Source organism: Methylocystis sp. JR02 (assembly GCF_030063565.1).
Classification (GTDB): Bacteria; Pseudomonadota; Alphaproteobacteria; order Rhizobiales; family Beijerinckiaceae; genus Methylocystis; species Methylocystis iwaonis.
Genome location: NZ_JASIRC010000001.1, coordinates 1,069,999 through 1,095,358, shown reverse-complemented (window position 1 = coordinate 1,095,358; position 25,360 = coordinate 1,069,999). Strand labels below are relative to the sequence as shown.

Below are 25,360 nucleotides of genomic sequence, written 5' to 3'. Positions count from 1 at the left end.
GCATGGGCGCCGGCCTGCCAATCGCCGAAATCGCGCACGCCATGCCGGGCCGGGCCCGTCTGCGGTTCCCGGACCGCCTTGGCGACTCGGACTTTTTTGCCTCTGTCTCCAGCGGTCTGTCCGCGCTGCCGGGCGTCTACAAGGTGGCGGCGCGGCCCTTCACCGGCAGCGTGCTCATCGAGCACGGCGACGCGCTCGAGAAGGTCAGCGAGGCGGCGCTGGAAGCGGGGCTTTTCGCAATCGGCAAGGCGCGATCCGCGACGAAGACGGACAAGCCGGTCGAGTTCGATCCGAAGGCGCTCGTCGCATTGGCGCTGGTCGGGCTCGCGCTCTGGCAGGTGACGCGGGAAAAGTTCTTTCCGCCTGCCTTTACGCTGCTGTGGTACGCCGGCCATCTCGCCGGCGTCTGGCGGTCGCCCGAGAGCGGCGACGACGCCATGATCTAGCCGCGCAGGGCCTCGACCAAATCAATCGCCTCCCAAGGGAGCGCGAGATCGTCGCGTCCGAAATGCCCATAGGTTGCAAGCGGCAGATAGAAGCCGGAGGCGCCGGCGGCCTTCGGCCGGCTTCGGAGTGAAAAACGCTTCACGATGGCGGCGGGGCGGAAATCGATGATCGCGGCGAGACGTTTAGTGATCGCCTCGTCGCTGAACTTGCCGGTATTGAAGGTCTCGACGCTCAGGCTCAGCGGCTCCGCCTGGCCGATGGCATAGGCCAAATGGACTTCGCAACGCTCGGCCAATCCGGCGGCGACGATGTTCTTGGCGGCGTAGCGCGCGGCATAGGCGCCGGCGCGCTCAATGCGCGAGGGGTCTTTGCCCGAAAGCGCCGAACCGCTCATGCGCGCGATCTCCCCATAGGAATCGATCCCGTTCTTGCGCCCGGTCAATCCCGCGTGGCGCCCGGGACCGCCGATGTCGAGGGGCTCGCCTGCATTGATGATGACCTGCGTCCCGCCATCCGGCCTGACGTCATTGCCCGCCAAGGCGTCGAGCGCCAAAGTGCGCAGATGATCCTGCGCGTCCGGCGCGGCCGAGTCGTCGAGCGCGACGGTCAGCGACAGACTGTGGATACGCACTGGGCGTCCGTCCCGATACTGCACGGAGACCTGCGTTTTCGCGTCAGGCGACAAGGCGTGAAAGCCTCCGCGGCGCGCCGTATCCAAAGCCTTCGCCATTTTATGCGCGTAGCTGATCGGCGCCGGCATCAGCTCGCTCGTGTCCCGGCAGGCATAGCCGAAAACATTCGCCTGTTCATGCGCCACCCTGCGCGCGACTGCCTCCGGCGCGTCTCCCGGCGACTCGGCCTCGCGGGTGGAAAGCGGAAGCTCGGTCAAGCTCGTCAGGATCGAGCAGTTGCGCGCGTCGAACCCGTTCGAGACATAGCCGGCGTCCATGATGATCTTGCGCGCGAGCGAGGGCAGATCGACCCGGGCGTCGGCCGCATATCGCGCCGCGAGAAACAGGACGCCAGTGGCGAGAGCGCATTCCACCACGGCCCGCGCGGTTTCGTCCTCTCTCAGCAAGGCGTCGACCGCCGCGTCGCTGATCTGGTCGCAGAGCTTGTCGGGATGGCCGGGCGTGACCGACTGGGATGTGAAGATCATGTCAGCCGACATGGCTTTCTCCCTCGTGGCGGGCGGCGGCGCGCTCGACCAGATAGCCCAGAAAATCATTGGCGAGCGCGCTGCTGATGGCGATGGCGCCGATACGCAGAATGTCGCCCGGGCCGAGCGGCGCAAGCCCGAGAAGCCGCCGCGTCGGCGGCAGAAACTGCGCCGCGCATTGAGCGAGCAGGGACACGCCGACGCCGCCATAGAGCCGGAGGTTGGGCTGGCGGCGAATTTCCGCCGAAAGGCCGCGGGTCTCGGACCGGCAAGCGATTGCATGCAGCAATTGGGCGAAGGTCAGCCCGTGGAAAGTGATCGTGCTCGCGCGCGCATGCCCATTGGAGCCGCCGGCGCTGTAATAGCCGAGAAGCGCGGCTGCCCCGATGACGGCGCCTTCGCGCAGGACGCGGCGGAAGTCGTTCGCGCCCATGATCGGCGCGCCGGGATCATGCGGCGGCTGGTCGAGAACCTCGGCCTCCGGCGGCTCGAGGCCGAGCGCGAGCGCGGGGAGGGCGTCCGTCGCCAGATTGAGCCAGAGCAATTGCATCGGCGTCAACGGCTCCCTGGCGTCGACCAGCGCCGCGCCGAGCATCGCGATGGTTTCGGAAGCGTTGGTCGAGACGAGATAGCGCAGCACTTTGCGAATATTGGCGTAGGTCGCGCGGCCGAGCCTTATCGCCTCGACGATGCCGTCCATATCGTCGGTCGCGAGAACAATGTCGGCGACTTGGCGCGCGACGTCGGCGCCTTCGCCGCCCATGGCGATGCCGACATCCGCCGCGCGAAGCGCCGGCCCGTCGTTCACCCCGTCTCCCGTCATCGCGACAATGCGGCCACCGGACTGCAGCGCCTGGACGATGTTGAGCTTGTCGACGGGACTGACGCGCGCGAAGACATGTGGCTGCGTGGCCAGCGCTTCGAGAAGCTCGGGCGGCATATTGGCGATCTGTCCGGCTTCGAGAACGCGCAGCTCGCCGCCGTCATTGAGATCGAGATTGCGCGCGATGGCGAAGGCGGTGGCGCTCTGGTCGCCCGTGATCATGACCGTGCGCACGCCGGCGCGGTGCAATTGCTTCAGCGCGGGTCGCACGCTGGCGCGGATCGGGTTCGCGATGCCGGCGAGGCCGAGCCAGACGAGATCGCGCTCGTCGCGCGGATCGCCGCCGTCCTCACGATAGGCGACGCCGAGGACGCGCAGCGCGTCGCCGGCCATGCGTTCATTGGCCTTCAGCGCCGCCGCGCGGGCGTCGTCGTCCAATGGAGCGACGCCGTCGCTGCTGCGTCGCCACGCGCAGCGCGCCAGCACTTCCGCGGGATCGCCCTTCACGCACAGCAGACGCGCGCCATCGCGGGTCTCGTGCAGCGTGCTGATGCGCTTGCGGCCTTCGCCGCGCGCGGCGCTCGTCATGGCCGTCGTCGATTGCCGAAGATCGACCGGATCGGCGCCGAGTGCGACGCCGGCGGCCAGCAAGGCGATCTCGGTCGGCGTGCCGTCGAATGTCACGCCGTCGCCGGTGCGGATTGCGACCGCGTCGCTGCAGAGGGTCGCCACTTCGAAGAGCCGGCGCGCCAGCTCCCGCAGGGCGCCGTCGGTTTCTTCGCCGTCTTTGAGCAAACGGTCGCCCTGCAAGTCGAGCATTGCGCCGTCGAGATGGAGCGCCTCGACCGCCATGCGGTTCTGCGTGAGCGTTCCCGTCTTATCGAGGCCGACGACCTCGACGGCGCCCAGCGTCTCGACCGCGTCGATCTTGCGCACCAGCACTTTGCGCTTGCGCATGTCCTGCACGCCGATCGCCAGAGTCGTCGTGGCGACGGCGGGGAGTCCCTCCGGAATGGCGGCGACCGCGAGCGAGATCGCGCTGCGCAGCGTGCGCACGAGCGGATGGCCGTGGTAAGCGCCGAGCGCAAAAACGCTCGCGCAGATCAGACCATTGATGATCACCAGCTCGCGTCCGACTTCGCCGAGCTCGCGCTGGATCGGGGTTTCAGGCGGCCGCGCGGCGCCGATCAGCTCTTGCACGCGGCCGATTTCCGTGCGCGCGCCGATGGCGGTGACGATCGCGGCGCCGGAGCCGCCCGTCACCGCCGTGCCGCGAAAGACCATGTTGCGGCGATCGGATACCAGGGTTTTCACCGGCAGCAACGCCAGCGCGTCCTTTGCGGCCGGATGCGCCTCGCCGGTGAGCGGCGCCTCGTTGACGCTCAGGTCGTCGCTCTCGATCAGGCGCGCATCCGCCGGCACGGAAGCGCCGCGCTCGATCACGAGAATGTCGCCGACCGTCAAAGCGGCGGGATCGATCGATTGCCTGACGCCGTCGCGGATGACAGTCGCCAGTTGCCGCTTCTCGGCAATCATGCCGAGGACGGTGCGGTCGGCTTCGCGCTCCGTGACCGTGGCGATGCTTGCGTTCACCACGACGACGGCTGCGATCATGACGGCGTCGGCGATCCCGCCGGTTGCAAGCGACAATGCCGCCGAGACGGCGAGCAAGGCGACCGGCAGGCTGGCCATCTGCTCGGCGAAGATCGCCGCGGCGGAGCGACGCTCTGCGGGGCGCAGCTCGTTGCGACCCCATTTGGCGATTCGCGCCGCCGCTTCCTCGGCGCTCAGCCCGGCGGCGGGCAGCGTCGCCAGCCGCGCCACGAGCGCCGCGAGGGGTTCCGCGTGGCAGGCGTCTGCCTCCTCGGAAAGTCTTTTCGGCGATGCAGCCGCCGTTGCTCCGGGGGGAGGGGCGTAAGCTTCCGCCTCCTGAGCCGCCGCGTCGAGCGCGCGTGAAAGCGATTGCGCCGTCGCCGGCGGATGAAAGGCGATCAGCGCCGATCCCGTCAGCCCGTTGGTCTTGACGCTCCCGACGCCCGGAACCCGTCGCAGCGCCTTTTCGATTTGCAGCCTCTGCTCGTCCCGCCCGAGGAGGGTCGGATGCCGAAGCCGAACGCGGCCAGGAACGGCCTCGTGCGCGATCCATGCGCCCATGGCCGCGTCGGCGTCGACGGAGAGGTCAAGCTTCGACAGGAGCATCCGCGTAACCAGGCTCGTATCGTCGGTGTTTGCTTATTCCGCGTAGATGACAAATAGGCGCCGCGTGCGCCTGCGCCGCAGGCGACAGCGCCGACGCATTTCTCGCGAGGCCTATTTAGCGCGTGGAGCGACCGGGCCGTTTATACGGAGCGCGACGCGCCTTCGATCGATTCCTCGGTGGTGCGAAATCGCCCGGCGGATCAAAATGACCGGCTCGCGCTTTCTCAAAAATGATGCGACAATTAGGCGCGTCTTTGGGCTAGGATGCTGGGCACATGTTCATTCGAGAGGAAATCTCTTACGCAATTATGCTCTCCGTTCTCGTTGCGGCGTTCATAATCGCCCTGCAACTTGTTTCCGGTTGAGCGATGCTTTTTGCGCGTCTCTGTTTGGCGGGTGACCTCCCGTGCGCCATAGCGATGCAGAGCGGCCCGGAGATTCTTTCCACAAACACATCTGAGCTTGGCTTCTCGACAAGCCTTCGCCCAAGGGGGCGAAGTGATTATTCGCGCGTCGAGCCACACCCCGCCCGGAATGGCTAGCCGGTCCGCGGTTGGCGCCTCAGACTTCGCGAGGATTTCTTGCCTCGAAAGCCGTGAAGGCCCGCTCGATCAGGCCCTGGTCGCGGCAGACAGTGCGCCAGGGGGCGATGTGCGGCGCTTGCAGATGGCGCGCCAGCGACTCCGCGTCGGGCCATTTTTCCGACAATCGGATCAGGCCCGGCTCGAAAATATCTTCGGCCGGTGGGCTTGAAGATGTCGGCGCAGGTTTCGAGCGTTCGCATCAAAGCGGCGCCGGATCAGCCCCATGAGGTAGTCGTGATGGGCTTCGATGCGGCCGGAGCGCCGGTCGCCTCCCAAGGGCATTTCTCCCGTCGCCTCGAAATGCTTGACCCAGCGCACTGCGCTGGCGATGCTCACCCCGAAACGCTTGGCCGCGGCGTTGCGCGACAGCCCGCCCGATACCACTGCCTCCACCACTCGTTTGCGAAGATCGCAGGAAAGCGCCATGCCCGCCGCCTTATCTTTGTGGAAATGAAAAAAAGAATGCAAAATTCGGCCGACGACAACTTCTTCTGCGCACTTCAATAAATAAGGGAAAAGATAATGGGACCTATTGAGTTGCTTATTTCGGCCTCTGAAGAACTGAGGCTCGTAGATGTAGGAGCGCGGTGGGGGGTGCACAAGCGATGGGATGCAATTTTAGCGCATTCAAAAGTGCTCTGCTTTGAGCCAGACATACAAGAGTGCAAAAACCTTCAAGCAAGTTCTCCAAATAATATTTACTACCAACCAATAGCGCTAAGTGATCATTGGGGAGAGTTAGATATTTTTATTACTGAGCAGCCTGCTTGCAGTTCGGCTTACCCTCCAGTAAGTTCGTTATATCAATTGTTCCCCTCCTTAAAAGATATAACTCCGCGTTCGGTAGCTCGCGTCTCTTGTCGGCCATTAGATGATATAGTCAGTGATTTGCAATGGGATAGGATTGATTGCATTAAATTAGATATCCAAGGATACGAGCTTAATGCGCTTAAGGGTGCGAATAACGCATTGGAAAACTGCTCCATTGTAGACATAGAAGTTGAATTTAATACTCTCTACGAAGGACAGCCGTTGTTTTTTGAGGTTGATGGATACTTACGTAAACATGGTTTTGTACTTTGGAAATTGGAAAATTTATCACACTACGCCCCAGAGATTGTTCCTGCAGCGGAAAGTTCATTTTTCATCTCTGCTGAACCATACAGTCCATTCTTTGGGAAAATTCCTGCCGGACAACTATTTTGGGCGCAGGCCCAATACGTTAGGGCATCATATCCGCCTTCACGTATTGACCCGTTGTTCAGACCACAAGCTATACGAGCAGCACTGTTGGCCGGTTGCTATGGTTTCTGGGACTTATCTCTAGAGGTTCTAAAAAAGTCCGGAGACATAGAATTGGTGTCCGAGTTGCGCAAGACACTAGGCATGTCGACGCCATAGCTTCGTTATCTTTGATACTGCTAAAAGCAAAATTAGAGCGGGCTCCGATCAAGGCGGCTCATATCCGCATGCGCCGAAGTAGTTTGCGTATTCGGTGGGCCTGAAGATGTTGGCGCAGGTTTCGAGCGTTCGCATCAAAGCGGCGATGGTTCGCTCGGCGATTTTTCGCAAATGCGCCTTCAACTTTGAAAAAGCCTTCTCGATCGGGTTCATGTCGGGGCTGTAGGGCGGGAGATAGCGCAGCTCGGCGCCCGCCGCTTCGATCAACTCCCCGACGCGCGGCGCCTTGTGGGCGGGCAGATTGTCCATGACGACGATGTCGCCTTGCGAGAGCGTCGGAACGAGGCAGTTTTCCACCCATTCCTCGAACAGAGCGGCGTTGATCGGACGGTCGTAGGTCTTCGTACTTTGTCCGTGGACTCTATATCGGTAAACTGTAGGTCTCAGGGCCCATGCCCCCTCCCTTTGACAGGAGCGCATAAATTTATTGCCCAGCCGTCTCAGACGCCATCACTGACGGGGCGTCTCTCAAGTCCGCTCTGCTGTCCGTCAGCCCAGCGCCGTCCTACACTACAGCGAAGCTACATTTTCGTGAGGACGCTGACCTGCGCGAGCAGTATCGATCCGCCTGCAAGATCTGGCCGATCGGCTTGCCGAAGAAATCCTCAGCCTTGCTGACGCGGTGATGCCCGATTATTTAGAGGGCAAAGAGCGAGGAGCATGGGTCCAGCAGCAGCGCCTGCGCGTGGATACGAGGAAGTGGTTGGCTGCTAAAGCTCTACCCAAAGATGTATGGCGAGCGTCTGGACGTAAACACGACCAAGACGCGGATCAGCATCACAGCAGCGCTGGTAGTGGCCGAGCAGAGAGTGATAGCAGGGCAGTTACTTGATCAAAGTGTGGGACTGACTGAGGGATCTAATCACGATATATTTGCACAAATAATTGTTAATTATTTAGACACTTGGTGCCCCTGGCCGGAGTCGAACCAGCACTCCTTGCGGAACTCGATTTTGAGTCGAGCGCGTCTACCAATTCCGCCACAGGGGCCCGTCGCGGCCGGTTGTGAATCGACCCAGCGAGCGGCGCGGATATTAGCGAGGCGCCGCGCTGCGTCAACCCGGCGCTCTCCTTCTTTGGTCAAAGTTTTCGTGCTAAGCGCTGCCGGCAGGCGTTAGACGGCCTTGGGCCCGACCTCACGAGGCAAAATGAAAAAGCTTTACGACTGGACAATGTCGCTGGCCGCCAGCAAGCACGCGCCCTTTGCGCTGGGGGCGATCGCCTTTGCGGAAAGCTCTTTCTTCCCGGTGCCGCCGGACGTGATCCTCGTGCCGATGACGCTCGCCGAGCCCAAAAAGGCCTGGTATTTCGCCTTGCTCTGCACCATCGCCTCGGTCGCGGGCGGGGCGCTCGGCTATGCTTTCGGCGCGCTCTTCTACGACACCATCGGCCTGTGGCTCATCAATCTCTACGGCTACACCGAGAAGATGGAGAGCCTGCGCGCCTTTTACGCCCAGTGGGGGGCCATCTTCATTCTGGTGAAGGGCTTGACGCCCATTCCTTACAAGCTGGTGACGATCGTCTCGGGGCTGCTCGCCTATAATTTCCCGCTCTTCATCGGATTGTCGCTCATCACCCGCGGCGCGCGCTTCTTCATTCTCGCGGCGGCGATCAACCATTTTGGCGACGCCATACGCGCGAAGCTCGAGAGCCATTTCGGCCTCTTCGTTAGCGTGATGGCGGCGATCGTCGTCGGCGGCTTCGCTCTTGCGGCGAAGATGTTTTGATCTTTCTCGATCGCGCCCCGAGCCCCTCACCTGACCTCTCCCCGCAAGCGGGGAGAGGAACTAGAACGGCGCCGGCGCGGCTCCTCTCCCCGCGCGCGGGGAGAGGCTGGGTGAGGGGCCGGGGGATTGTCCCGAATGAACCTCGATAGAAGACAGGCTCTGGCCGCAGTCATTTTCGCCGCCTCCGTCGCAACCATCGGCGGCGCGTGGCTTTACGAATCCCTCGGCTATCTGCCCTGCGAGCTCTGCTACAAGGAGCGCATTCCCTATTACGCGGCCTTTGCGCTGGCGCCGCTGGCGGGCTTCGCCGCGCGGGCGGGCAGGGCGGGGCTTGCGCGCGGCGCTTTTCTGCTGCTCGCCTTGCTCTTTGCCGGCGACGCCGCGCTTTCTGTCTATCACTCCGGCGTCGAGTGGAAGATTTTCGCCGGCCCTTCGGACTGCTCCGGCGCGGTCGACCGGGCGGGCTCCATGGCGGATTTCATGAAGCAGCTTCAGACCGTGAAGGTCGTGCGCTGCGACGAGCCCTCGCTCTACGTGCTGGGGCTGACGCTGGCGAATTGGAATGTGCTGATCACGGCGGCGCTGGCGGGAGCGGCTGCCCTTGCCGCATGGCCGAAACGCACTCCCGTGATCAGCGTGTGACTTTAGTTCCAGCCTTCTAGCAGCCTTCGCCTTACACCGGCCTCGATAGCGGTCCGAACCGGAAGGCGTTCCCATGAAAAAACTGACATTCCTGCAAATCGTCGCGGCGGCAGGCCTGTGGCTATCCGCCAGCGTCCCCGCTCAAGCGGCGGGCCTCGATGATGGGCAGATTTTAGGGATCTACATTCAGGTCAACAGCTTCGACATCGAATCCGCGCTGCTCGCGCGCGCTCAGGGGACGTCGGCCGCGCTTCGCAAGCTCGCCTCTCACGTTGCCGCGGACCATATAGGCGTGCGCGAAGCCGCTTATGACCTCGCCCGGAAATGCGGGGTTACGCCGACGACGCCAGCAGGGCGCGTCGCGGCGGCGAGCGACCATGCGGCGGCGATGCAGAGCCTCGCGGCGCTGCAAGGCGCTGAATTCGACAAGGCCTATTTGCGCCATGAAGAGGCCTTTCACGCAGGCGCCATCGACGCGGCAAAAAAGCTGCTCGAGCCGGCGGCGAGCTGCGGGGAGTTGCGCGCCCATTTGCACGAAATTTTGCCGGCCTTCGAGGGGCATCTTTCGCAAACGCGCGCGATGGCGCGTGAAGTTGGCTCTCGCTAAACGAGAAATTGCATAGAGCCGAACGGGACCGGCAATCATGCGTGAAAGAAGGTCATTCGCCGCTGTGTCGACGCGCGAGTCCGAAGCCGACTATGATCGGCGGATGACTTTTCCTTCCCTTCGGCTCTTTCCATCGCTCGGCGAATTATCCGCCGAAGGACGCAAGCTCTTGGGCGCGTCGGTGCGCCATATCTCCTGTGCTGGCGGCGCACAGCTTGTCGCCCGCGGCGATATGGTGGCGGGCGCCTATCTGGTCGAGCGCGGCGCGCTAAGAATCTATTACGTCAACGCCGAAGGCCGGGAGGGGACGCTATATTGGGTGGACCCCGGCCAATCCTGCATATTGGCGATCAGTTGCGTGTTCTCGCGCCATCCCTATCCGGCCTGGGTGGAGAGTGAAGGGGAGACGGAAATCAGCATCGTCCCCGGAGACGTCTATCGCCGCCTCTTGACGCTCGAACCGGCCGTTCAAGCATTTACATTCGACGCTCTCTCCAGCCGCATTGTCGAGCTGATGGCGCTGATGGAAGAGACGGCGTCGCAGGGTGTGGAAGCCCGCGTCGCCGCCTTCCTCCTGCGTCGTTCGAAAGGCGAAGCCAATGTCGAGGTGACTCAAGAGCAGGTCGCGCGTCATCTTTCGACCTCGAGAGAGGTTGTGTCGCGGGTTCTGCGGGGGCTGGCCGCGCGCGGATTGGTCGAGACGATGCAGGGCCGTATAACGCTCCTCGATCTCGATGGTTTGCAGAGTTTAACGAGCTGATCCGGGGCCGCGGTTCATCCGATGATTCGCGCGCTGCGCGGCCAGCTCCTGTCGTTCTTCGCCGCGCTGACGATGGCCTCTGCGATCTTCCCGCCGCCGATGGACGAGGGCTCGATCGAACCGGCGTAATCCGTGGGCGCGCTGCAGATGAGACGCAGGTCGAGGATGGTCAGCCCATGCTCGACGCCGATGCGGATGATCGCGTCGTTGAAAGGCGTCAGCGCGATCTCGGCGATGCGCTGAAACGCCGGCTCGGGAAAATTGCCGGAATAGACGGTGCAGATCGTCGTGTGGCGGTCGATCTGCAGGCAAGGGCGCAGCATGTCGCGATAGGCGGCCTCGAAACGGCGCGCCGCGGCGCCGATCAACTCGATGGCCTCGGCGCTGGTGGTCACCGGCGCGCCCAGAATATCGGCCTGCTGCAAGACGTCATTGCCGCCGATGCTCAGAATGAGGCGGTCGGCGTCGGCCGGAAGCTGCGCGAGCTGCGCGGCCACATCGGCCATCGTCGCGCCGTCGACGGCGGCGAGCGTCGCGCGCCACCCGATAGGGATGCGCTTCCTCACTTGAGAAATCACTGCCGGCGCGCCGGCCGTATAGGCGCCGTTATCGAAGATCGAGTCGCCGAGAAGAACAAGATGCGACATGCGACCCGCCGCCGTGGTTACTCCGCCGCCTCCTGCGCCGCCAGCCGCGCCCTTGCGCGCAGCTTCTCCGTCTCGCTCTTCAACTGGCCGCAGGCGGCGAGAATGTCGCGGCCGCGCGGCGTGCGCACGGGGCTGGCGTAGCCCGCATTGAAGACGATGTCCGAGAAGCGCTCGATCGTCTCCCAATCCGAGCACTCATATGGCGCGCCGGGCCAGGGATTGAAGGGTATGAGATTGATCTTGGCCGGAACGCCCTTCAAGAGCCGCACCAGCTCGCGCGCTTCCGAAGGGCTGTCGTTGACGCCCTTCAGCATCACATATTCGAAAGTGATGCGCCTGGCGTTGCTGACGCCGGGATAGTCGCGGCAGGCCTGCAGCAGCTCCTTGATGGGGTATTTCTTGTTGATCGGCACGAGCACATTGCGCAGATCGTCGCGCACGGCGTGCAGCGATATGGCCAGCGCCGGGCCGCAATCGGCCCCGAGCCGCTCGATCTGCGGCACGACGCCCGAGGTCGAGACGGTGATGCGGCGCTTGCTGAGCGAGAGCCCGTCGCCATCCGCCATCACATCGATCGCGGCCATGACATTGTCGATATTGTAGAGCGGCTCGCCCATGCCCATGAAGACGATGTTGGAGACCGCACGCACGCCTTCGCCCATGGGAACGAGGCCGTCTGTCGGGCGCTCGCGGTCGGGGAAATCGCCGAGCCGCTGGCGCGCGACGAGAAGCTGGCCGACGATCTCCGCGGTCGTGAGATTGCGCACGAGCTTTTGCGTGCCGGTGTGGCAGAAGCTGCAATTGAGCGTGCAGCCGACTTGGGAGGAAACGCAAAGCGTGCCCCGGTCGCTCTCGGGGATATAGACGCACTCGACTTCCGCGCCCTTGTCGAGCGCGTCGACGGGCTGCATCCGCAGCAGCCATTTGCGCGTGCCGTCGACCGAAATCTGCTCCTCGACGATCTGCGGCAGGCGCAGCTCGAAGGCGGCGTCGAGCGTCTGGCGCAGGGTCTTGGAGACGTTCAGCATCTCGCCGAACTCCCGCGCCCCGCGGAAATAGACCCAGTGCCAGATCTGCGAGACGCGCATGCGGATTTCGCGCTCGGGCAGGCCCAGCGCGCGCAGGGCGTCGCCGATTTCAGCGCGCGTCATGCCGGCAAGCGAGGGCTTTTCGGCGGCGATGGTCTGTGAGAAAGTCATATTCTACCTTTGGCTGGCCCGGCTTGTCGGGTTCGGGCGGCCGGCATTTCAAGTTCGAAGCTTTCAGATGCGCTTTTTTGGGCGATTTATCCAGAGAAAGAAAAGGCCGCCACTCTGTCTCCCCGAAAAATCCTGATTGCGACATTCGGGTCGCTCGGCGATCTGCATCCCTTCGTGGCGCTTGCGCACGCCCTGGCGCGCGAGGGCTTCGCGCCCGTCATCGCGACCAGCGCCGCCTATGCCGACTATATTCAGGGCGAGGGGATCGCGTTCGCGCCCATCCGGCCCGACGCCGACGATCTCACCGCGCGGCTCGGCATGGATATGGGCGAGATCGCCCGTAAAATGTCGGAGGACGACAAGTTCCTGTTCGACTCGCTGATTTTCCCGCATCTTCGGGAGAGCTACGAGGATCTCCTCCTGGCGAGCGAGGGCGCCGTCGCGGTTGTCTCGCACAGCCTCGCCTTCGCCGCGCGGATTGCGGCGGAGCGGCACGGCCTGCCGCTCGTCACGGCGCTGCTCTCGCCGATGATGCTCTATTCGGCTTATGATCCGCCGCTCGGCTCGCGCATGCCGCTGCGCAGCGCCCCGGCCTGGCCGATCGAGATCGTCTATAACCGCTTCCTGCTCTGGTCGCTCTCCCACGCCATCGCGCTTTGGGCCGAGCCCTTGCGTCGGCTGCGTCGGGACGTCGGGCTCGACCCTCGTTATGGGCTGGACCTGCTGCTCGGCGTGAAATCCAGCGACGCGGTCGTCGGCCTGTTCAGCCCGCTGCTAGCGCCGCCGCAGCCGGATCACGGGCGGCGGACCTTGATTGCCGGGCACACCTTCCACGATCGCTATCTCGAAGGCGGGCGGCTGTCGCCGGCGCTCGCCGCCTTTCTCGACGCTGGCGAAGCGCCGATCGTTTTCACGCTCGGCAGCTTCGTCGTTCGGGCGCGCTGCGACTTCTACCGCGATTGCATCGACGCCGCCCGCCGGCTTGGGCGGCGCGCCGTGCTGCTCGCGCATGAGGACGACGTCGCGGAGCTTGCCGGCGATCTGGACGCGGATATTCACGTCTCCTCCTATGCGCCGCATTCGCTGGTCTTCCCGCGGGCGCGCGCGGTCGTCCACCATGGCGGCATCGGCACGACAGGGCAGGCGCTGCGCGCCGGACGGCCGCAGTTGGTGACGCCATTTCTCGGCGACCAGTTCGACAATGCCGAGCGGCTGCAAAGGCTCGGCGTCGCCCGCGTGCTGGACGGCAAGACGGCGACGGCGCAGGCATTGTATGAAGAGCTCGCGGCCTTCGATGCGGGCTATGAGGCTCGGGCCTCCGCCATGGCCGAGGAGGCTGGGCGCGAGGATGGGGCGGCGCTGGCGGCGCTGCGGATCGCAGCGCTTATCGCCCAGCGCGCGCTGGCGCAGGAGGAGGCATTGGCATGAGAAAACGCGTCGCTTTTTTTGTGGCTTTTTACCTCGGCCTCGGCGCGGCGAGCCTGCAAGCCCTGGCGGATGAGGCGCATCGGATGAAACCCGGCGAGACGTTCAGCGTCTCCAACAAAGAAAATCCCTCGACCGGATATATTTGGCGCATCGATTCGAGCGCCAGCGCGGGGCTCGATCTTCTCGCGATTTCCAATAACGGCCACAAGGCCGGAAAGAGCCTGCCCGGCGCGCCGGGAACGCATAGCTGGACAATTCGCGCGCTCAAGCCGGGAACGGCGACGATCCAGTTTGTCTACCAGCGGCCCTGGGAGCAGGCCCCGGCCGAGACCCGGCGGATGGTTTTGGAGATTGCGCCCTAGCAAAAGCTGGAGCGCATTCTTGCTCAGCCGCGACGGGGCAATGGAAACGCGCCGTCGTCGTAAAGTGGGCGGATCTCGCGCCCGAAATAATGCACGTCGTTCACTTCCAGCGAGCAGCCGCTGAGGGTCTGGGGCGAGAGTTCTTCGACGGCGAAACGGATCGCCTCCGCCGCCACCGTGAATTTCCGGTAGACCAAGGATTTCTGCTTTCGCTGCGTGTTCTTCGCGTAATAGAGCGAGGCTTCCGACGCATAATCCGCTGCATCCATTTCCGCCTCCAAAGCAGTTGCTCTAGGATAAGCTTAAGGCATGTCCCGCTGAAGAGACGCTTCGACAACGACGCGCTCCTGGCCATCCCTTTCTGATCGGACGCGGTACTGCAGTCCCTGTCCGCCATCCGGAAGATGGCGCGTCACGCGGAATAGGCTACGCTCCGACGACGCGCCGATCCGGTGGGAGACAAGCGCCCCTACATCGAACTTGTGGGTCGCAGCGGCCGTTGCTTTAGCGCTTCGAAAGCGTTCGCGCGCGCCGATGCCGATATAGTCGCTCATGTTCGCGCTCTCGGTGGTTTGTGGTTATTTCTTCTTGCTGAGGTCACGGGATTTCAACTTCTCGACCGTGGCCCATGGCGAGTCGCTCGCCGGGAGAGGCGCGCTGGCGGATTTGTCTTTTTTCGGCTTTTTCGCTTCGCGATTGCCGCGGCGTTGCTCTTTGGACATGTCCATTACGCCTTGGTGTTGGAGAGCGCGATTTTACTGGGAGAGCGGCGAACCCAGTCGCCGCCCTCCGAACCCCTCACCAATGGACCGCCGGTACATCCGCGGTCGGCCTAAAGGCGTGAGATAGCTCAGCACTGGAGCTGAAGCTGGTCAGCGGAAAACTTGCCGCTGCGCTTATCGACGAAAAGCTCGTAGCCGACCTTCTGCCCCTCGACGAGCGAGGGGAGGCCGGCGCGCTCGATCGCGGTCACGTGAACGAACACGTCGGGACCGCCGGCGTCAGGCTGGATAAAGCCGAAACCCTTGTTCGCATTGAACCACTTGACGACGCCAACTTGCATGAGATGTCCTTTCCAGGAGCAGTTGCGCGGGGCGAAGGTTCGCCGCCGCAGTTAATCAAAGTTCTGGAGAGGAGGTCACAAGCCGACTTGCCAGGGGCAAGAGAGAAAGTACGAACGTCCGGCCGAAACCCGATGGTATCAACATAATCCTATCTTCTGGAATTACAATTGTTGTCTTCGAGAAATATTTTGGTGAGGTAATATCTTCGTTCAAAATTTCCTTCTCGGCGCCTGTTCAGCTAAGCTTCAGCGCTGCGCCCCGGGAAGATTTTCGCTGCGATCATGCCAGCCGCCATTCTTGCGCGGAATTACGCGCCTGATACGAGATCCGCTTGATTGGTTCGGTGTTGATCATGCCGCTCGCAAAACGAGCGATCGGAATTACCGCCGTCATTGCGAGGAGGCGGAGCCGACGAAGCAATCCAGCGCCGCATCGCCGCCCTGGATTGCTTCGCTTCGCTCGCAATGACGGGCCTGAGCAAAACCGGCTCTGGGTTCCCGGTCGGGCTTTCAGCCTTTCAAACGAAAATGGTATCACGTTGCGAAGTTAGAGGTTCTCGCGCACATGCCTGTTTTGATGTTCTGGCGCCCTTTCACTCCCTAAAGCCGGAAGCAATCGCCCGCCGCGCTGACGGTCAGGATTACTCGAGCACGCGATCCATGATCGCCTCGAACGCCGTTTGTGGCAGGAGCCTTTTCGCGAGCAACACGGCGCGCTGGTAGGCGGGACCAATGAAGTAATATCCCTTGGGATTACGGCTCTCTAATATCTCCTGGACCAGCGCGGCGACGGGCTCGGGCGTGGTCATGTTCTTCATGAACTTATCTGCGTTTTTCATGAAGCGGCTGAACCGCTCGGCATAGGCGCCGTCTTGCATCGAGTCCGAAACGACGACGTTTTCGGACATTCCCGTCCGGAAAAAACCCGGCGAAATATTCGTGACCCGTACGCCGAATGGCGCAAGTTCGCGTCGTAGACTTTCGGTCACGCCTTGCACGGCATATTTCGACGCGGCGTAATGACCGCCAAACTGCGTGCCGATCGAGCCGGCGAAGGAGCCTATATTGATAATAGAGCCCTTCCGCGCCCGCAGGGCGGGCAGCGCCGCCCGACACACTCTCAGCGTGCCGAAATAATTGATCTCCATGATCTCGCGACCTTCGGCCATCGGAACGTCCTCGACCGAACCGCGTAAATTGACAGCCGCATTATTGACGATGGCGTCGATGCGGCCGCATGTGGCCAATATATGCGCGACGCCTCTCTCGACCGCCTCGTCATCCGCGATGTCCATTCGCAACACGTCATAACGCTCAGCGGCGGGCGCAGAGCGCGACGCCCCGAACACGCGCCAGCCCGCGCCGGCGAGACGCTCGGCGCAACATTTTCCGATCCCGGAGGAAGCGCCAGTAACCAATACGACTCTGGAGTCTTGGGTCGTGGAAGTCATAGAGAAGAAATCTTTCCGTAGTAGCGTTCGGGAAGAACGCCAAGATGAAGTCTGATACAACGGATAAGCGAGTATTCTTACCGCGAGCGGTGCAATAATGGAGCTTTGTGTCGAGATCGCGGCTATGTCTTGATCGCGATGTCGGTTTCACAGCATGGAATGCAGTGCCTTGATATCGTACTACTATCCAAACATCATAATGTTTCCTGGAATTCTGGAGATAGATTCCTTAGACATGAGATGATAAAGGTCCAAAATCAGCAGTTTGTCGCAGCCCGTAAAAAATATTCTTTCCTCGGAAAAGACGAAGATGATCGTCGCGGGACTCATTTCCCAAGCGAAAGCTGCTTAGCGGCGTTCACTCCCGCCGCCCCGCCTTCATCGCATCTTCCAGCCGCATGGTCGCCGAGCCGGGCTTGGCCGGCTTCTGCTGGCTCTCGTGGGGCGCCCAGCCGGAAATCCACACGATCTCGAAGCTCGCGCGCACGCGCCCGTCCGGGTCCGAGAAGCGCTCGGCGTAGATCTGCGCGGCGCGCGCCAGCACGTCGCGGCGTAGTGGGCGCCCGGCGCGCTTGACGAGCACATTGGCCGCGCCCATGGCGCGCAAATCCGCCATCAGCCCCAAGACCGAGTCGTAGCGCAGCGTGAAGCTGTCGATGTCGGAGACGGGGAGGGCGAAGCCGGCGCGCTGCAATAGCCCGCCCATGTCGCGCACGTCCACAAAGGGCGAGACGCGCGGGCTTGCGCCGCCGGTCAGCTCCTCCTCGGCCTGGGCCAGCGCTACGCGCAGCTCCACGAGGCTCGCGCCGCCGGGCAGGCAAGCCAGAAACAGCCCATCCGGCGCGAGGATGCGGCGCACCTGGGCGAAGACGCCCGGCAAATCGTTCACCCATTGCAGGGCCATCCCGGAGACGACGAGGTCGAATGAGGCCGGCGCGAATGGCAGGGCCTCTTCGTCCGCGATGACGGCGCCGCCGAGCCGGCTCGCCCGCAACGGCGCGGCGCGGCCGCTGGCGACGATCGCTTGGGAAAAATGCTCGGCGGGCGCCCCCAAATCCAATGAACGCGGGAAGGCGCGTTTAACGGTTAGAAGCCGGTCGAGAAGGTCGTCGGCCGCCCGAGCCAGCAGGAAGTCAGGGGCGCCCTTGGCGAGCGCCCGTCGCAGCCGCGCATGCAGCAGCGCGCGATCAAAAATTTTCGGCGGAGAGCTCTGTTTTTCCATCGTGTTTTCCTAACGCCCCGCCGCCACGAAGGGGCAAGTGCGCGCCCACACGGATTTTGGCGCAGAGAGGGCTAAATAAAGGCGAAGACCGCTGTTGCATGAGCGCAACATGCAGAAAACCTTAAGGTTAAGCCCTAACCGCAAGAGGCGGAACGCTTAGACAAGGCCATAGCTGAAGCTAAAATGCAAAGCATCCGAATCTTCCGTGTCGAGCGGCCAGTCAAAGGTGAGTCCCATGCGTAGCTCGTCCCTCAAAGCCGTATTTTTCGGCGCCGCTGCGGCGCTCGGTTTCGCCATCTTGCCGCAGGCCGCTTCGGCGCGCGACACCGTCGCCTTCGCGCCCGGCGTCGAGCCAGGCACGATCGTCATCAGCGCCAGCCAGCGCAGGCTGTTTTATGTGGTGAGCCCCGGCGTCGCCATCCGCTATCCGGTCGCCGTGCCCAAGCGCGGCAAGGAATGGGCGGGCTACGCCGCCGTCGACGGCAAATATTACGAGCCGGACTGGTCGCCGCCGGCGGTCGTCCGAGCCGACCACCCCGAGCTCCCGAACCTCATCCCCGGCGGCTCGCCCCGCAATCCGATGGGCGTGGCCGCGCTGACGCTCGACCGCGGCGAGGTCGCGATCCATGGCACGACGGCGAAAATGCGCGCCTCTGTCGGCACCGCGGCATCCTACGGCTGCATCCGCATGCTGAACGAGGATGTCGTCGATCTCTATTCCCGGGTCAGCGTCGGATCGCCTGTCATCATGCAGCCTTGATCCTATCCACAGGCCCGGCGCGCGGCAAAGTTGCAAAAACATTAGATAATTCAGGCGCGGAAAGTAACGGCCGGAGTTCTCCAAGGTTTTTTCTGGGGGCTCCGGCGTCTATCTGTGGAATAGGGCGTCGCGGCCATAGACGACGGAAGCCGAATCCCGCAGTCTGCGCACCAAGTTGACGCGCCAATGGCGATCGTCATGCGTTTGCGGATAGGTGGAGTATAGTGGCTCAGGCAGGTGATTCGTCTGGAGACGCCCCTGTTACTCGACGCTTCGTGATGCGTCACATTATGTTGCTGTTGGTCGCCGCGTCCTGCTGACACTCCGATGAAGGTTGGCTATGCTGATCGCTACAGAAAAAGAAATCGAACGCGCCGAACATCCAGTGGATGTCGTGGAGCAATTGGCCGCCACGAATGATTGGTCGTTCGATCGCGAAGACGATGACGAGATTTGCATTTCTGTCTCGGGCGCCTGGACCGAATATCACGTCGCCTTCACCTGGCTTCCGCATCTCGAAACGCTGCATGTGAGCTGCGCCTTCGACCTCAAGGCGCCGGAGCGGCGCCGCCGCGAAGTGATGGCGCTCGTCAACGCCATCAATGAGCAGATGTGGATCGGCCATTTCGATTTCTGGCCGCAAGAGAACGTCGCCATGCATCGCCATGGCCTGATCCTCTCCGGGGGCGCGCAGCCTTCCGCCCCGCAATGCGCGGCGCTGCTCGACAATGCGCTCTCATCCTGCGAGCGTTATTATCAGGCATTCCAATTCGTCCTCTGGGCGGGCAAATCCGCCAAGGAAGCGCTGGAGGCCGCCAATTTCGAGACGAAGGGCGAGGCGTGAACCGGGCGCTCGAGGGTAAGACCGTCGCGCTGATCGGGGCGGGCAATATGGGGCTCGCCATGCTCGAGGGCTGGGCGGCCGAGGGGCTTGCCGGCGATCGCGTCGTGGTGGTCGATCCAAACCCTTCCGAGCGCCTGCAGGCGCTTTGCGCGGCGAAAGGCTATTTGCTCGGCGACGGCGCAGCGGTCGGCGGCGCGCGCGACGCGGTGATCCTCGCCATCAAGCCGCAGATGCTGGAGGCCGGGACGTCGGCGGCTGCGCCTTTCGTGGGGCCTCAGTCGGTCGTCGTTTCGATTCTCGCGGGCAAGCGCATCGCCGACATCGCTGGGCGCCTGCCCGCCGCCAAAGCCATCGTGCGGGCCATGCCCAATACGCCGGCCGCCATAGGGCGCGGTGTGACGGGCGCTTTTGCGAGCCCCGAGACGAGCGAGGCGCAGCGCGCCCTCTCGCATGCGCTGCTCGCCGCCGCGGGCCAGGTCGAATGGGTCGAAAACGAGCCGCTGATCGACGCGGTGACGGCTGTCTCGGGCTCCGGCCCGGCCTATGTGTTCTATCTGGTGGAATGTCTGGCCGCCGCAGGCGTCGAGGCGGGCCTGCCGGCGGATCTCGCCGCCCGACTCGCCCGCGCCACCATAGAAGGCTCCGGCGAGCTCCTGCATCGGCAGGCGGATGTTTCCGCCGAGACCTTGCGGCAGCGCGTCACCTCGCCGGGCGGCACAACGGCCGCGGCGCTCTCCGTGCTGATGGCCGAGGAGGGCCTCGCGCCCTTGATGTCTCGCGCGGTCACGGCGGCGAAAAAGCGCGCCGGCGAGCTGTCCGGCTGAGCAATCCCGCTTGCCACTCGGCGGCGGAGCAATAAATTACGCCGCAAGACAATAGACAATCGGAGAACGAAGATGAGCGTCCGAAACAGGGTGATCGACGCCGCTTTGAGGCTGGCGGCGCGCCGCGACTTCGGCGACGTCAGCCTCACCGATATCGCCCATGAGGCAGGCATTTCGCTCGCGGATCTGCGCGATCAGTTCCCCTCGAAGGGAGCGATCATCGGCGGCTTCAACCGGCGGATCGACCGCGACGTGCTGGAGGCCGTCTCGGCCCAGGATTCACACGATCCGGCGCGCGATCGGCTTTACGAGGTGCTGCGCAAGCGGCTGGAGGTGCTGGAGCCCCATCGCGATGCGCTCGCCAGCATCTTCCGCTGGTCGACGCGCGACCCGCTGACCGGCGCCGCGCTCAATCGCGAAACCCTCAATTCCATGCGCTTCATGCTGGAGGCGGCCGACATCGATTGCGACGGCCCGGTCGGCTCGTTGAAGCTGCAAGGTCTGGCGATGGCCTGGGGCAGGGTGCTCGACGCCTGGTTCCAGGACGGGTTCTCCTTCGCGCTGGAGACGCTCGATCGCGAGATCGCCCGCGGCGAACGCTATGTCGAGCATGTCGAGGACGTCGCCCGCTTCGCGCGGCCCTTCGCCGATATGGCGAATCGGCTCTTCGAATTCGGCGGCGGAATGCGCCGTCGCCGCCATGGCCACGCGGAAGACGAATATCCGCACCATTCGGCCTAAATCGGCAGCGTCACCGTCGCCCGCAGCCCGCCCAGCGGACTGCGGTCGAGGGTGATGTCGCCGCCATGCGAGCGCGCAATGTCGCGCGCGATCGCCAGCCCAAGTCCCGAATTGCCGCTGTCCTGATTGCGCGATTCATCGAGCCTGTAGAAGGGGCGGAAGGCGTCTTCGCGCCGCTCGACCGGAATTCCCGGCCCGTCGTCGTCGATATGGACGATCATCGACTCGCCGTCATTTACAAGAGAAAACGCCAACGCCTTGCCGTAGCGCTGGGCGTTGCCGACGAGATTAGCGAGCAGACGCTTGATCGCGGCCGGTCGCGCGACGACGATCGGGTCGCCTTCGACGTGTAGCGTGGCCGCCTCGCCGCGCCGCTCCGTGTCCGCCTTCAGTTCTTCGAGAATGGCCTTGATATCCGTCGGCGTGGATGTCTCGCCGCCGTCGCCGCGCGCGAAGGCGAGATAGGCCTCGACCATGCGCTCCATCTCATCGACGTCCTTGCGCATCTCGCTCGTTTCGTTCGCCTCGCCCATCAAGGCGAGCGAGAGCTTGAATCGCGTGATGATGGTGCGCAAATCGTGCGAGACGCCGTTGAGCATGGTGGTTCGCTGCTCGATCGCGCGTTCGACACGGCGCTTCATCTCCACAAAGGCCGCTCCGGCCTGGCGAACCTCGCGCGCGCCGCGCGGGCTGAATTGCACGTCGCGACCCTTGCCGAACTCCTCCGCCGCATGCGCCAGCCGCAGGATGGGACGGATCTGATTGCGCAGGAACGACGTGGCGATCGCGAGGATGATGACCGACGCAATCGCCATCCACATAAAGAAAATATAGGAGTTCGACGCATAGGCGTGGGTGCGGAAGACGAGCATCCGCAGGGTCGCGTCATTCATGGCGACACGGATTTCCAAGCGATCGCTGGAAAAGCCGGTGTTGATCCAATAGGGCTGCAGCAGCTTGCGCGACAATTCGATCGACAGCGCTTTGTCGAGCAAGGAGAAGATCGGCTTTTTGGCGAGCGGTTCGGGCAGCGGCTCCTTAGGCAGGAGAGAGAGCTCCACGTTCAGGTCGAGCGCCGCGATGCGCCGAAGCTGACTATGGGCGGCGTCGTCGGGGAACGTCTGATAGACGTCGACGATTGTCGCCACTTGCCGCGCCACTGCGCCGGAGAGGCGGTAGGTCATGACCTCCCAATGCCGCTCCATATAGACATAGGCCACAGCCGACTGCAGCAGCACGACGGGGAGGATGACGATCAGCAGCGCGCGCGCGTAAAGGCCCTTCGGCATGCGCGCATGAAGCCAGTCCGCGAAACGGCGCCATGCCTGACGCGGCGCGGAAAGAACATCGGCAATCACGACGGACATGGGCGCCTCTAACTCTGCATTTTCCGCGCGCGCGGCGCGTCGACGACAAGCCGGTATCCCTGGCCGCGCACGGTTTGTAAATAACGCGGCGCACCGGGATCGAGCTCGATCTTGCGGCGCAAGCGGGCGATCTCGACGTCGACCGACCGCTCCGCAGCTTTGGGCTCCGACTCGCGACTGGCGAGAGTCTGGCGCGAAACGATGGCGCCGGCATGTTCGACCAGAATCTGCAGCATGTCCCGTTCGCGGGTCGTGAGCCGCACCGCCTCGCCGGCCTGCGTGGCAAGCTCGGCGCGCGCAGGATCATAGGCGAAGGGGCCGAAGCGCACGAGGGGGTCGACGCTCTCGGGCCGGCGCGCGCGTCGCAAAATGCTGGCGATGCGCAGGGACAATTCGCGCGGATCGAAGGGCTTGGCGAGATAGTCGTCGACGCCCGCCTCGAGTCCCTCGACGCGATTTCGTGTCTCGTGCAGCGCCGTGAGCATGAGGATCGGAGCCGATCGCAAGGGCTCGGGCCCCTCGCGCAGCCGCGCGGCGAATTGCGTCCCACTTTCGCCGGGCATCATGCAGTCGAGCACAATGAGATCGAAGGCGAAGTCTACCAGGAGCGCGCTCGCTTCGCGCGCGTCGGCGGCGGCGCTGACGAAATAGCCTTCGCGCATCAGATAGCGTGTCAGAAGCGCGCGGATTCGGCGATCGTCGTCCACGACGAGAATATGTGCGCCCTTCGCGCCGGCGCTTGGATTTTGCGAGGAGGCCGCGCGCAGCGGCGGCGAGGCGCGCATGGGCGCTCACCGTCCCTCGCGGCCGAGGTCCGGCCGGCCCAGAAGCGCGCGCACCCTCTCGCGTTCGTCCTTGTCGATCATGGCGAAAAGGAACTCCGCCGCAGCCTCGCGCGCCGGGGACGCCAGCTCCTCCATGACGCGGCGGAAGCGCTCCGATTGCAGCGCCGCCAGCTCGCGGGCAAGCTGCGCGCCGCGCGGCGTGGGGTAAAGCAGCCGCTGCCGCCGGTCGACGGCGCCGGCGCGCGCTTCCACGAAACCGGCGTCGAGGAGCTGCTTCAGAACGCGATTGAGGCTCTGCTTGGTGATTTTCAAAATATCGAGCAGCGCGGCGATGGTGAGCCCGGGCCGCCGGCTGACGAAATGCAGCACGCGATGATGCGCCCGCCCGAACCCATAGTTCTCCAACAGGCGGTCGGCGTCGCCGACAAAGTCGCGATAAGCAAAGAAGAAAAGCTCCACCAGATCGAGCGCCTCGGCGTCTTCTTCCAGACGGCGCGCCGGCCGGGCGCCGCCAGGCGGGACAAGGGCGTTGGCCGTTGGGGCGATCTTTCGCTCGAGAAGCTCGCTCAAGACGCGTTTCCTCGCCTGCCTTGTTGATTGGACCGCGAGCCTTCAGGCTCGCATCTCGGATCAGAGCGAGCCTGAAGGCTCGCGGTCCTCTCGAATTTACGTCAGCTATATTGACATATTTCTGGCCGATGGCTAGTGGTTCCGTCGCGCGCCCATGCGGCCAGCCGGGCCTTTGTCAAGGCGCCATTTCCCGGAGCTTGCCATGATTGTTCCGCCCTTCGATCAGCGCGACGGATTCATTTGGTATAACGGCGCGCTTGTCCCGTGGCGCGACGCGAAGCTGCATGTTCTCTCACACGGCCTCCATTACGGCTCTTGCGTCTTCGAGGGAGAACGCGCCTATAGCGGCAAAATCTTCAAGTCGGTCGAGCACTCCGAGCGCTTCAAGAATTCGGCGCAAATTCTCGACTTCGAGATTCCTTACAGCGTCGAAGAGCTGGTCGCGGCCAAAGACGCGACGCTGAAGGCGAATAATTTCACCGACTGTTATGTTCGCCCTGTCGCCTGGCGCGGCAGCGAGATGATGGCGGTCGCCGCGCAGAACTCGACTATCCATGTCGCCATTGCGATGTGGGATTGGCCGAGCATGTTCGACATCGCCACAAAGATGAAGGGCATCAAGCTCGACATCGCCGAATATTGCCGCCCGGACCCGCGCACGGCGCCGTCCTTGGCGAAGGCCGCCGGCCTCTACATGATCTGCACCATTTCGAAGCACCGCGCCGAGCGGCGCGGCTACGCCGATGCGCTGATGCTCGACTGGCAGGGCAGGGTGGCCGAATGCACCGGCGCCAATGTCTTCTTCGTGAAGGACGGCGCGCTGCATACGCCGATCGCCGACTGCTTCCTGGACGGCATTACGCGGCGCACGGTCATCGACCTCGCCAAGCGCCGCGGAATCGAGATCATCGAGCGCCGCATCATGCCGGAAGAGATGGCGTCGTTCGACGAATGCTTTATCTGCGGCACGGGCGCGGAAGTCACCCCGGTCTCCGAGATCGGCGGAAAATACAGCTTCACGCCGGGCGCCGTCTCGCGGGCGATGGTCGAGGACTACAATAAAGAGATCCACGCCTGAGTATTCGGACCGCGCGCCTTCAGGCGCGCAATAAAAAAGCGAGCCTGAAGGCTCGCGGTCTTAAGAATGTCGCGGCGGCCTTTTGGGCCGCCGCTTTGCTTTTTAGTAAATCGTTTCGCAGTGGCAGCGCTTGCGCACCACCCGGTACTGCGTGACCGGCCGATAGGAGACCGTATTGTACGTGCGGTAAGTCGTCACCGGCACGTAATGCGTGCGGACATAAGGCCGATAGACCGTCCGCGGCACGACATAGGCGCGCTCATAGGTCCGGCCGTAGGAATAGCCGGCGTTCCGATAGACGTCGGCGGCGCTGTAGGCTGCGCGACGATAGGCGCCGCCGCCATAGCCGCCGGCCGGATATTGGTAGCCGCCCTGATAATAGCCCTGGTCATAACCGACCGCGCCATCGTAACCGCCTTGGTAGCCGCCATTGTAACCGCTATAGGCGTAGCTCGGCCCCGGCGCATAGGCGCCGCCGAAGAAGGGCGTCGCAAAGTCCTGTGCGACGGCGTTGCTCGCGGCGAGACCGCCCGCGGCTGCGCCGGCCAGAGCAAGCGACCGGACAATCGAAATAAAACGCATGTTACTCACCCCCTGATACGACGCGCCA

29 protein-coding genes and 1 tRNA gene are annotated in these 25,360 nt (G+C 63.4%); 14 read left to right on the top strand and 16 right to left on the bottom strand.

Annotation, left to right across the window (positions count from 1 at the left end):
• The first annotated feature begins 2 nt into the window (after window positions 1-2).
• Window positions 3-446 carry a hypothetical protein gene (locus QNA11_RS05190; protein ID WP_283484164.1) on the top strand — a complete coding sequence of 148 codons (444 nt, stop codon included), beginning with the start codon at window positions 3-5 and terminating at the stop codon, window positions 444-446.
• Here QNA11_RS05190 and metK read toward each other — a convergent pair.
• The 3 genes from metK to QNA11_RS20730 form a co-directional block, all read right to left on the bottom strand.
• A complete protein-coding gene (gene metK, locus QNA11_RS05185) occupies window positions 443-1,618 on the bottom strand; it encodes a methionine adenosyltransferase (protein WP_283482205.1) in 1,176 nt (391 codons plus the stop codon). The genes QNA11_RS05190 and metK overlap by 4 nt on opposite strands.
• Entirely contained in the window at window positions 1,608-4,628 is a 3,021-nt protein-coding gene (locus QNA11_RS05180) for a cation-translocating P-type ATPase (RefSeq protein ID WP_283482204.1), read from the bottom strand. The genes metK and QNA11_RS05180 overlap by 11 nt, the downstream gene beginning before the upstream one ends.
• 713 nt (window positions 4,629-5,341) lie before the next feature.
• A complete protein-coding gene (locus QNA11_RS20730; protein WP_502867519.1) occupies window positions 5,342-5,638 on the bottom strand; it encodes a helix-turn-helix domain-containing protein in 297 nt (98 codons plus the stop codon).
• Window positions 5,639-5,734: 96 nt separating this feature from the next.
• Here QNA11_RS20730 and QNA11_RS05170 point away from each other — a divergent pair, with 96 nt between their 5' ends.
• Window positions 5,735-6,613 carry an FkbM family methyltransferase gene (locus tag QNA11_RS05170; RefSeq protein WP_283482203.1) on the top strand — a complete coding sequence of 293 codons (879 nt, stop codon included), beginning with the start codon at window positions 5,735-5,737 and terminating at the stop codon, window positions 6,611-6,613.
• A gap of 48 nt (window positions 6,614-6,661) precedes the next feature.
• Here QNA11_RS05170 and QNA11_RS05165 read toward each other — a convergent pair whose 3' ends face one another.
• The gene (locus QNA11_RS05165; protein WP_502867518.1) at window positions 6,662-7,093 is read right to left on the bottom strand and encodes a transposase; all 432 of its coding nucleotides are present in this window, start codon (window positions 7,091-7,093) and stop codon (window positions 6,662-6,664) included.
• A gap of 142 nt (window positions 7,094-7,235) precedes the next feature.
• Between QNA11_RS05165 and QNA11_RS20725 the strand changes: the two genes are divergently transcribed.
• Window positions 7,236-7,505 carry a terminase small subunit-like protein gene (locus QNA11_RS20725; RefSeq protein WP_502867555.1) on the top strand — a complete coding sequence of 90 codons (270 nt, stop codon included), beginning with the start codon at window positions 7,236-7,238 and terminating at the stop codon, window positions 7,503-7,505.
• Between the two features lie 73 nt (window positions 7,506-7,578).
• Here the strand turns inward: QNA11_RS20725 and QNA11_RS05160 are convergent.
• Window positions 7,579-7,663 (bottom strand) — tRNA-Leu (locus QNA11_RS05160).
• Between the two features lie 158 nt (window positions 7,664-7,821).
• On the opposite strand from QNA11_RS05160, the gene QNA11_RS05155 reads away from it, so the two are divergent.
• The 4 genes from QNA11_RS05155 to QNA11_RS05140 all read left to right on the top strand — a co-directional run bounded on the left by QNA11_RS05155 (window position 7,822) and on the right by QNA11_RS05140 (window position 10,409).
• A complete protein-coding gene (locus QNA11_RS05155) occupies window positions 7,822-8,400 on the top strand; it encodes a YqaA family protein (protein WP_202071689.1) in 579 nt (192 codons plus the stop codon).
• 135 nt (window positions 8,401-8,535) lie between these two features.
• Window positions 8,536-9,042 carry a disulfide bond formation protein B gene (locus QNA11_RS05150; RefSeq protein WP_283482202.1) on the top strand — a complete coding sequence of 169 codons (507 nt, stop codon included), beginning with the start codon at window positions 8,536-8,538 and terminating at the stop codon, window positions 9,040-9,042.
• Window positions 9,043-9,115: 73 nt separating this feature from the next.
• The gene (locus QNA11_RS05145; protein ID WP_283482201.1) at window positions 9,116-9,649 is read left to right on the top strand and encodes a DUF4142 domain-containing protein; all 534 of its coding nucleotides are present in this window, start codon (window positions 9,116-9,118) and stop codon (window positions 9,647-9,649) included.
• A gap of 37 nt (window positions 9,650-9,686) precedes the next feature.
• Window positions 9,687-10,409 carry a Crp/Fnr family transcriptional regulator gene (locus QNA11_RS05140; RefSeq protein ID WP_283482200.1) on the top strand — a complete coding sequence of 241 codons (723 nt, stop codon included), beginning with the start codon at window positions 9,687-9,689 and terminating at the stop codon, window positions 10,407-10,409.
• A 14-nt stretch (window positions 10,410-10,423) separates the two neighbouring features.
• Here the strand turns inward: QNA11_RS05140 and QNA11_RS05135 are convergent, their stop codons facing one another.
• Both QNA11_RS05135 and rlmN read right to left on the bottom strand, forming a co-directional pair.
• Window positions 10,424-11,056, bottom strand: coding sequence for an SGNH/GDSL hydrolase family protein (locus QNA11_RS05135; RefSeq protein ID WP_283482199.1), 633 nt, complete (start codon window positions 11,054-11,056; stop codon window positions 10,424-10,426).
• A 17-nt stretch (window positions 11,057-11,073) separates the two neighbouring features.
• The gene (gene rlmN, locus QNA11_RS05130) at window positions 11,074-12,255 is read right to left on the bottom strand and encodes a dual-specificity RNA methyltransferase RlmN (protein WP_283482198.1); all 1,182 of its coding nucleotides are present in this window, start codon (window positions 12,253-12,255) and stop codon (window positions 11,074-11,076) included.
• A 9-nt stretch (window positions 12,256-12,264) separates the two neighbouring features.
• Between rlmN and QNA11_RS05125 the strand changes: the two genes are divergently transcribed.
• Both QNA11_RS05125 and QNA11_RS05120 read left to right on the top strand, forming a co-directional pair.
• Window positions 12,265-13,683 (top strand): glycosyltransferase, encoded by a 1,419-nt coding sequence (locus QNA11_RS05125; RefSeq protein WP_283482197.1) that lies wholly within the window; start codon window positions 12,265-12,267, stop codon window positions 13,681-13,683.
• Window positions 13,680-14,045 carry a protease inhibitor I42 family protein gene (locus QNA11_RS05120; protein ID WP_283482196.1) on the top strand — a complete coding sequence of 122 codons (366 nt, stop codon included), beginning with the start codon at window positions 13,680-13,682 and terminating at the stop codon, window positions 14,043-14,045. The genes QNA11_RS05125 and QNA11_RS05120 overlap by 4 nt, the downstream gene beginning before the upstream one ends.
• A gap of 23 nt (window positions 14,046-14,068) precedes the next feature.
• On the opposite strand, the gene QNA11_RS05115 is transcribed toward QNA11_RS05120, so the two are convergent.
• The 5 genes from QNA11_RS05115 to QNA11_RS05095 all read right to left on the bottom strand — a co-directional run bounded on the left by QNA11_RS05115 (window position 14,069) and on the right by QNA11_RS05095 (window position 17,781).
• A complete protein-coding gene (locus tag QNA11_RS05115; protein WP_202071701.1) occupies window positions 14,069-14,314 on the bottom strand; it encodes a hypothetical protein in 246 nt (81 codons plus the stop codon).
• A 309-nt stretch (window positions 14,315-14,623) separates the two neighbouring features.
• The gene (locus QNA11_RS05110; protein WP_283482195.1) at window positions 14,624-14,767 is read right to left on the bottom strand and encodes a hypothetical protein; all 144 of its coding nucleotides are present in this window, start codon (window positions 14,765-14,767) and stop codon (window positions 14,624-14,626) included.
• 128 nt (window positions 14,768-14,895) lie between these two features.
• Window positions 14,896-15,108 carry a cold-shock protein gene (locus QNA11_RS05105; protein ID WP_283482194.1) on the bottom strand — a complete coding sequence of 71 codons (213 nt, stop codon included), beginning with the start codon at window positions 15,106-15,108 and terminating at the stop codon, window positions 14,896-14,898.
• A 641-nt stretch (window positions 15,109-15,749) separates the two neighbouring features.
• Complete coding sequence (locus tag QNA11_RS05100) at window positions 15,750-16,559, bottom strand: SDR family oxidoreductase (RefSeq protein ID WP_283482193.1); 810 nt, start codon at window positions 16,557-16,559, stop codon at window positions 15,750-15,752.
• A gap of 358 nt (window positions 16,560-16,917) precedes the next feature.
• A complete protein-coding gene (locus QNA11_RS05095) occupies window positions 16,918-17,781 on the bottom strand; it encodes a methyltransferase domain-containing protein (RefSeq protein ID WP_283482192.1) in 864 nt (287 codons plus the stop codon).
• A gap of 235 nt (window positions 17,782-18,016) precedes the next feature.
• On the opposite strand from QNA11_RS05095, the gene QNA11_RS05090 reads away from it, so the two are divergent.
• The 4 genes from QNA11_RS05090 to QNA11_RS05075 all read left to right on the top strand — a co-directional run bounded on the left by QNA11_RS05090 (window position 18,017) and on the right by QNA11_RS05075 (window position 20,950).
• The gene (locus tag QNA11_RS05090) at window positions 18,017-18,541 is read left to right on the top strand and encodes a L,D-transpeptidase (RefSeq protein WP_202071707.1); all 525 of its coding nucleotides are present in this window, start codon (window positions 18,017-18,019) and stop codon (window positions 18,539-18,541) included.
• A 340-nt stretch (window positions 18,542-18,881) separates the two neighbouring features.
• Complete coding sequence (locus QNA11_RS05085) at window positions 18,882-19,385, top strand: type III secretion system chaperone family protein (protein WP_202071709.1); 504 nt, start codon at window positions 18,882-18,884, stop codon at window positions 19,383-19,385.
• Window positions 19,382-20,209: a pyrroline-5-carboxylate reductase gene (gene proC, locus QNA11_RS05080; RefSeq protein WP_283482191.1), complete on the top strand. Its 828-nt coding sequence runs from the start codon at window positions 19,382-19,384 to the stop codon at window positions 20,207-20,209. Before QNA11_RS05085 ends, proC begins: the two co-directional genes overlap by 4 nt.
• A gap of 72 nt (window positions 20,210-20,281) precedes the next feature.
• Window positions 20,282-20,950 (top strand): helix-turn-helix domain-containing protein, encoded by a 669-nt coding sequence (locus QNA11_RS05075; RefSeq protein ID WP_202071711.1) that lies wholly within the window; start codon window positions 20,282-20,284, stop codon window positions 20,948-20,950.
• Here QNA11_RS05075 and QNA11_RS05070 read toward each other — a convergent pair.
• Genes QNA11_RS05070 through QNA11_RS05060 form a run of 3 tightly spaced genes read right to left on the bottom strand, consistent with a single transcriptional unit; the run spans window position 20,947 to window position 23,672 of the window.
• The gene (locus QNA11_RS05070) at window positions 20,947-22,317 is read right to left on the bottom strand and encodes an ATP-binding protein (protein ID WP_283482190.1); all 1,371 of its coding nucleotides are present in this window, start codon (window positions 22,315-22,317) and stop codon (window positions 20,947-20,949) included. The genes QNA11_RS05075 and QNA11_RS05070 overlap by 4 nt on opposite strands.
• An 8-nt stretch (window positions 22,318-22,325) precedes the next feature.
• On the bottom strand, window positions 22,326-23,102 hold the full coding sequence (locus QNA11_RS05065; RefSeq protein ID WP_283482189.1) for a response regulator: 777 nt from the start codon (window positions 23,100-23,102) through the stop codon (window positions 22,326-22,328).
• Between the two features lie 6 nt (window positions 23,103-23,108).
• Window positions 23,109-23,672, bottom strand: a complete 564-nt coding sequence (locus QNA11_RS05060; protein ID WP_502867517.1) for a MarR family winged helix-turn-helix transcriptional regulator — start codon at window positions 23,670-23,672, stop codon at window positions 23,109-23,111.
• Window positions 23,673-23,874: 202 nt separating this feature from the next.
• Between QNA11_RS05060 and QNA11_RS05055 the strand changes: the two genes are divergently transcribed.
• Complete coding sequence (locus QNA11_RS05055; RefSeq protein WP_202071716.1) at window positions 23,875-24,750, top strand: branched-chain amino acid aminotransferase; 876 nt, start codon at window positions 23,875-23,877, stop codon at window positions 24,748-24,750.
• 102 nt (window positions 24,751-24,852) lie between these two features.
• On the opposite strand, the gene QNA11_RS05050 is transcribed toward QNA11_RS05055, so the two are convergent.
• Window positions 24,853-25,332, bottom strand: a complete 480-nt coding sequence (locus tag QNA11_RS05050) for a hypothetical protein (RefSeq protein WP_202071717.1) — start codon at window positions 25,330-25,332, stop codon at window positions 24,853-24,855.
• Window positions 25,333-25,360 lie beyond the last annotated feature (28 nt).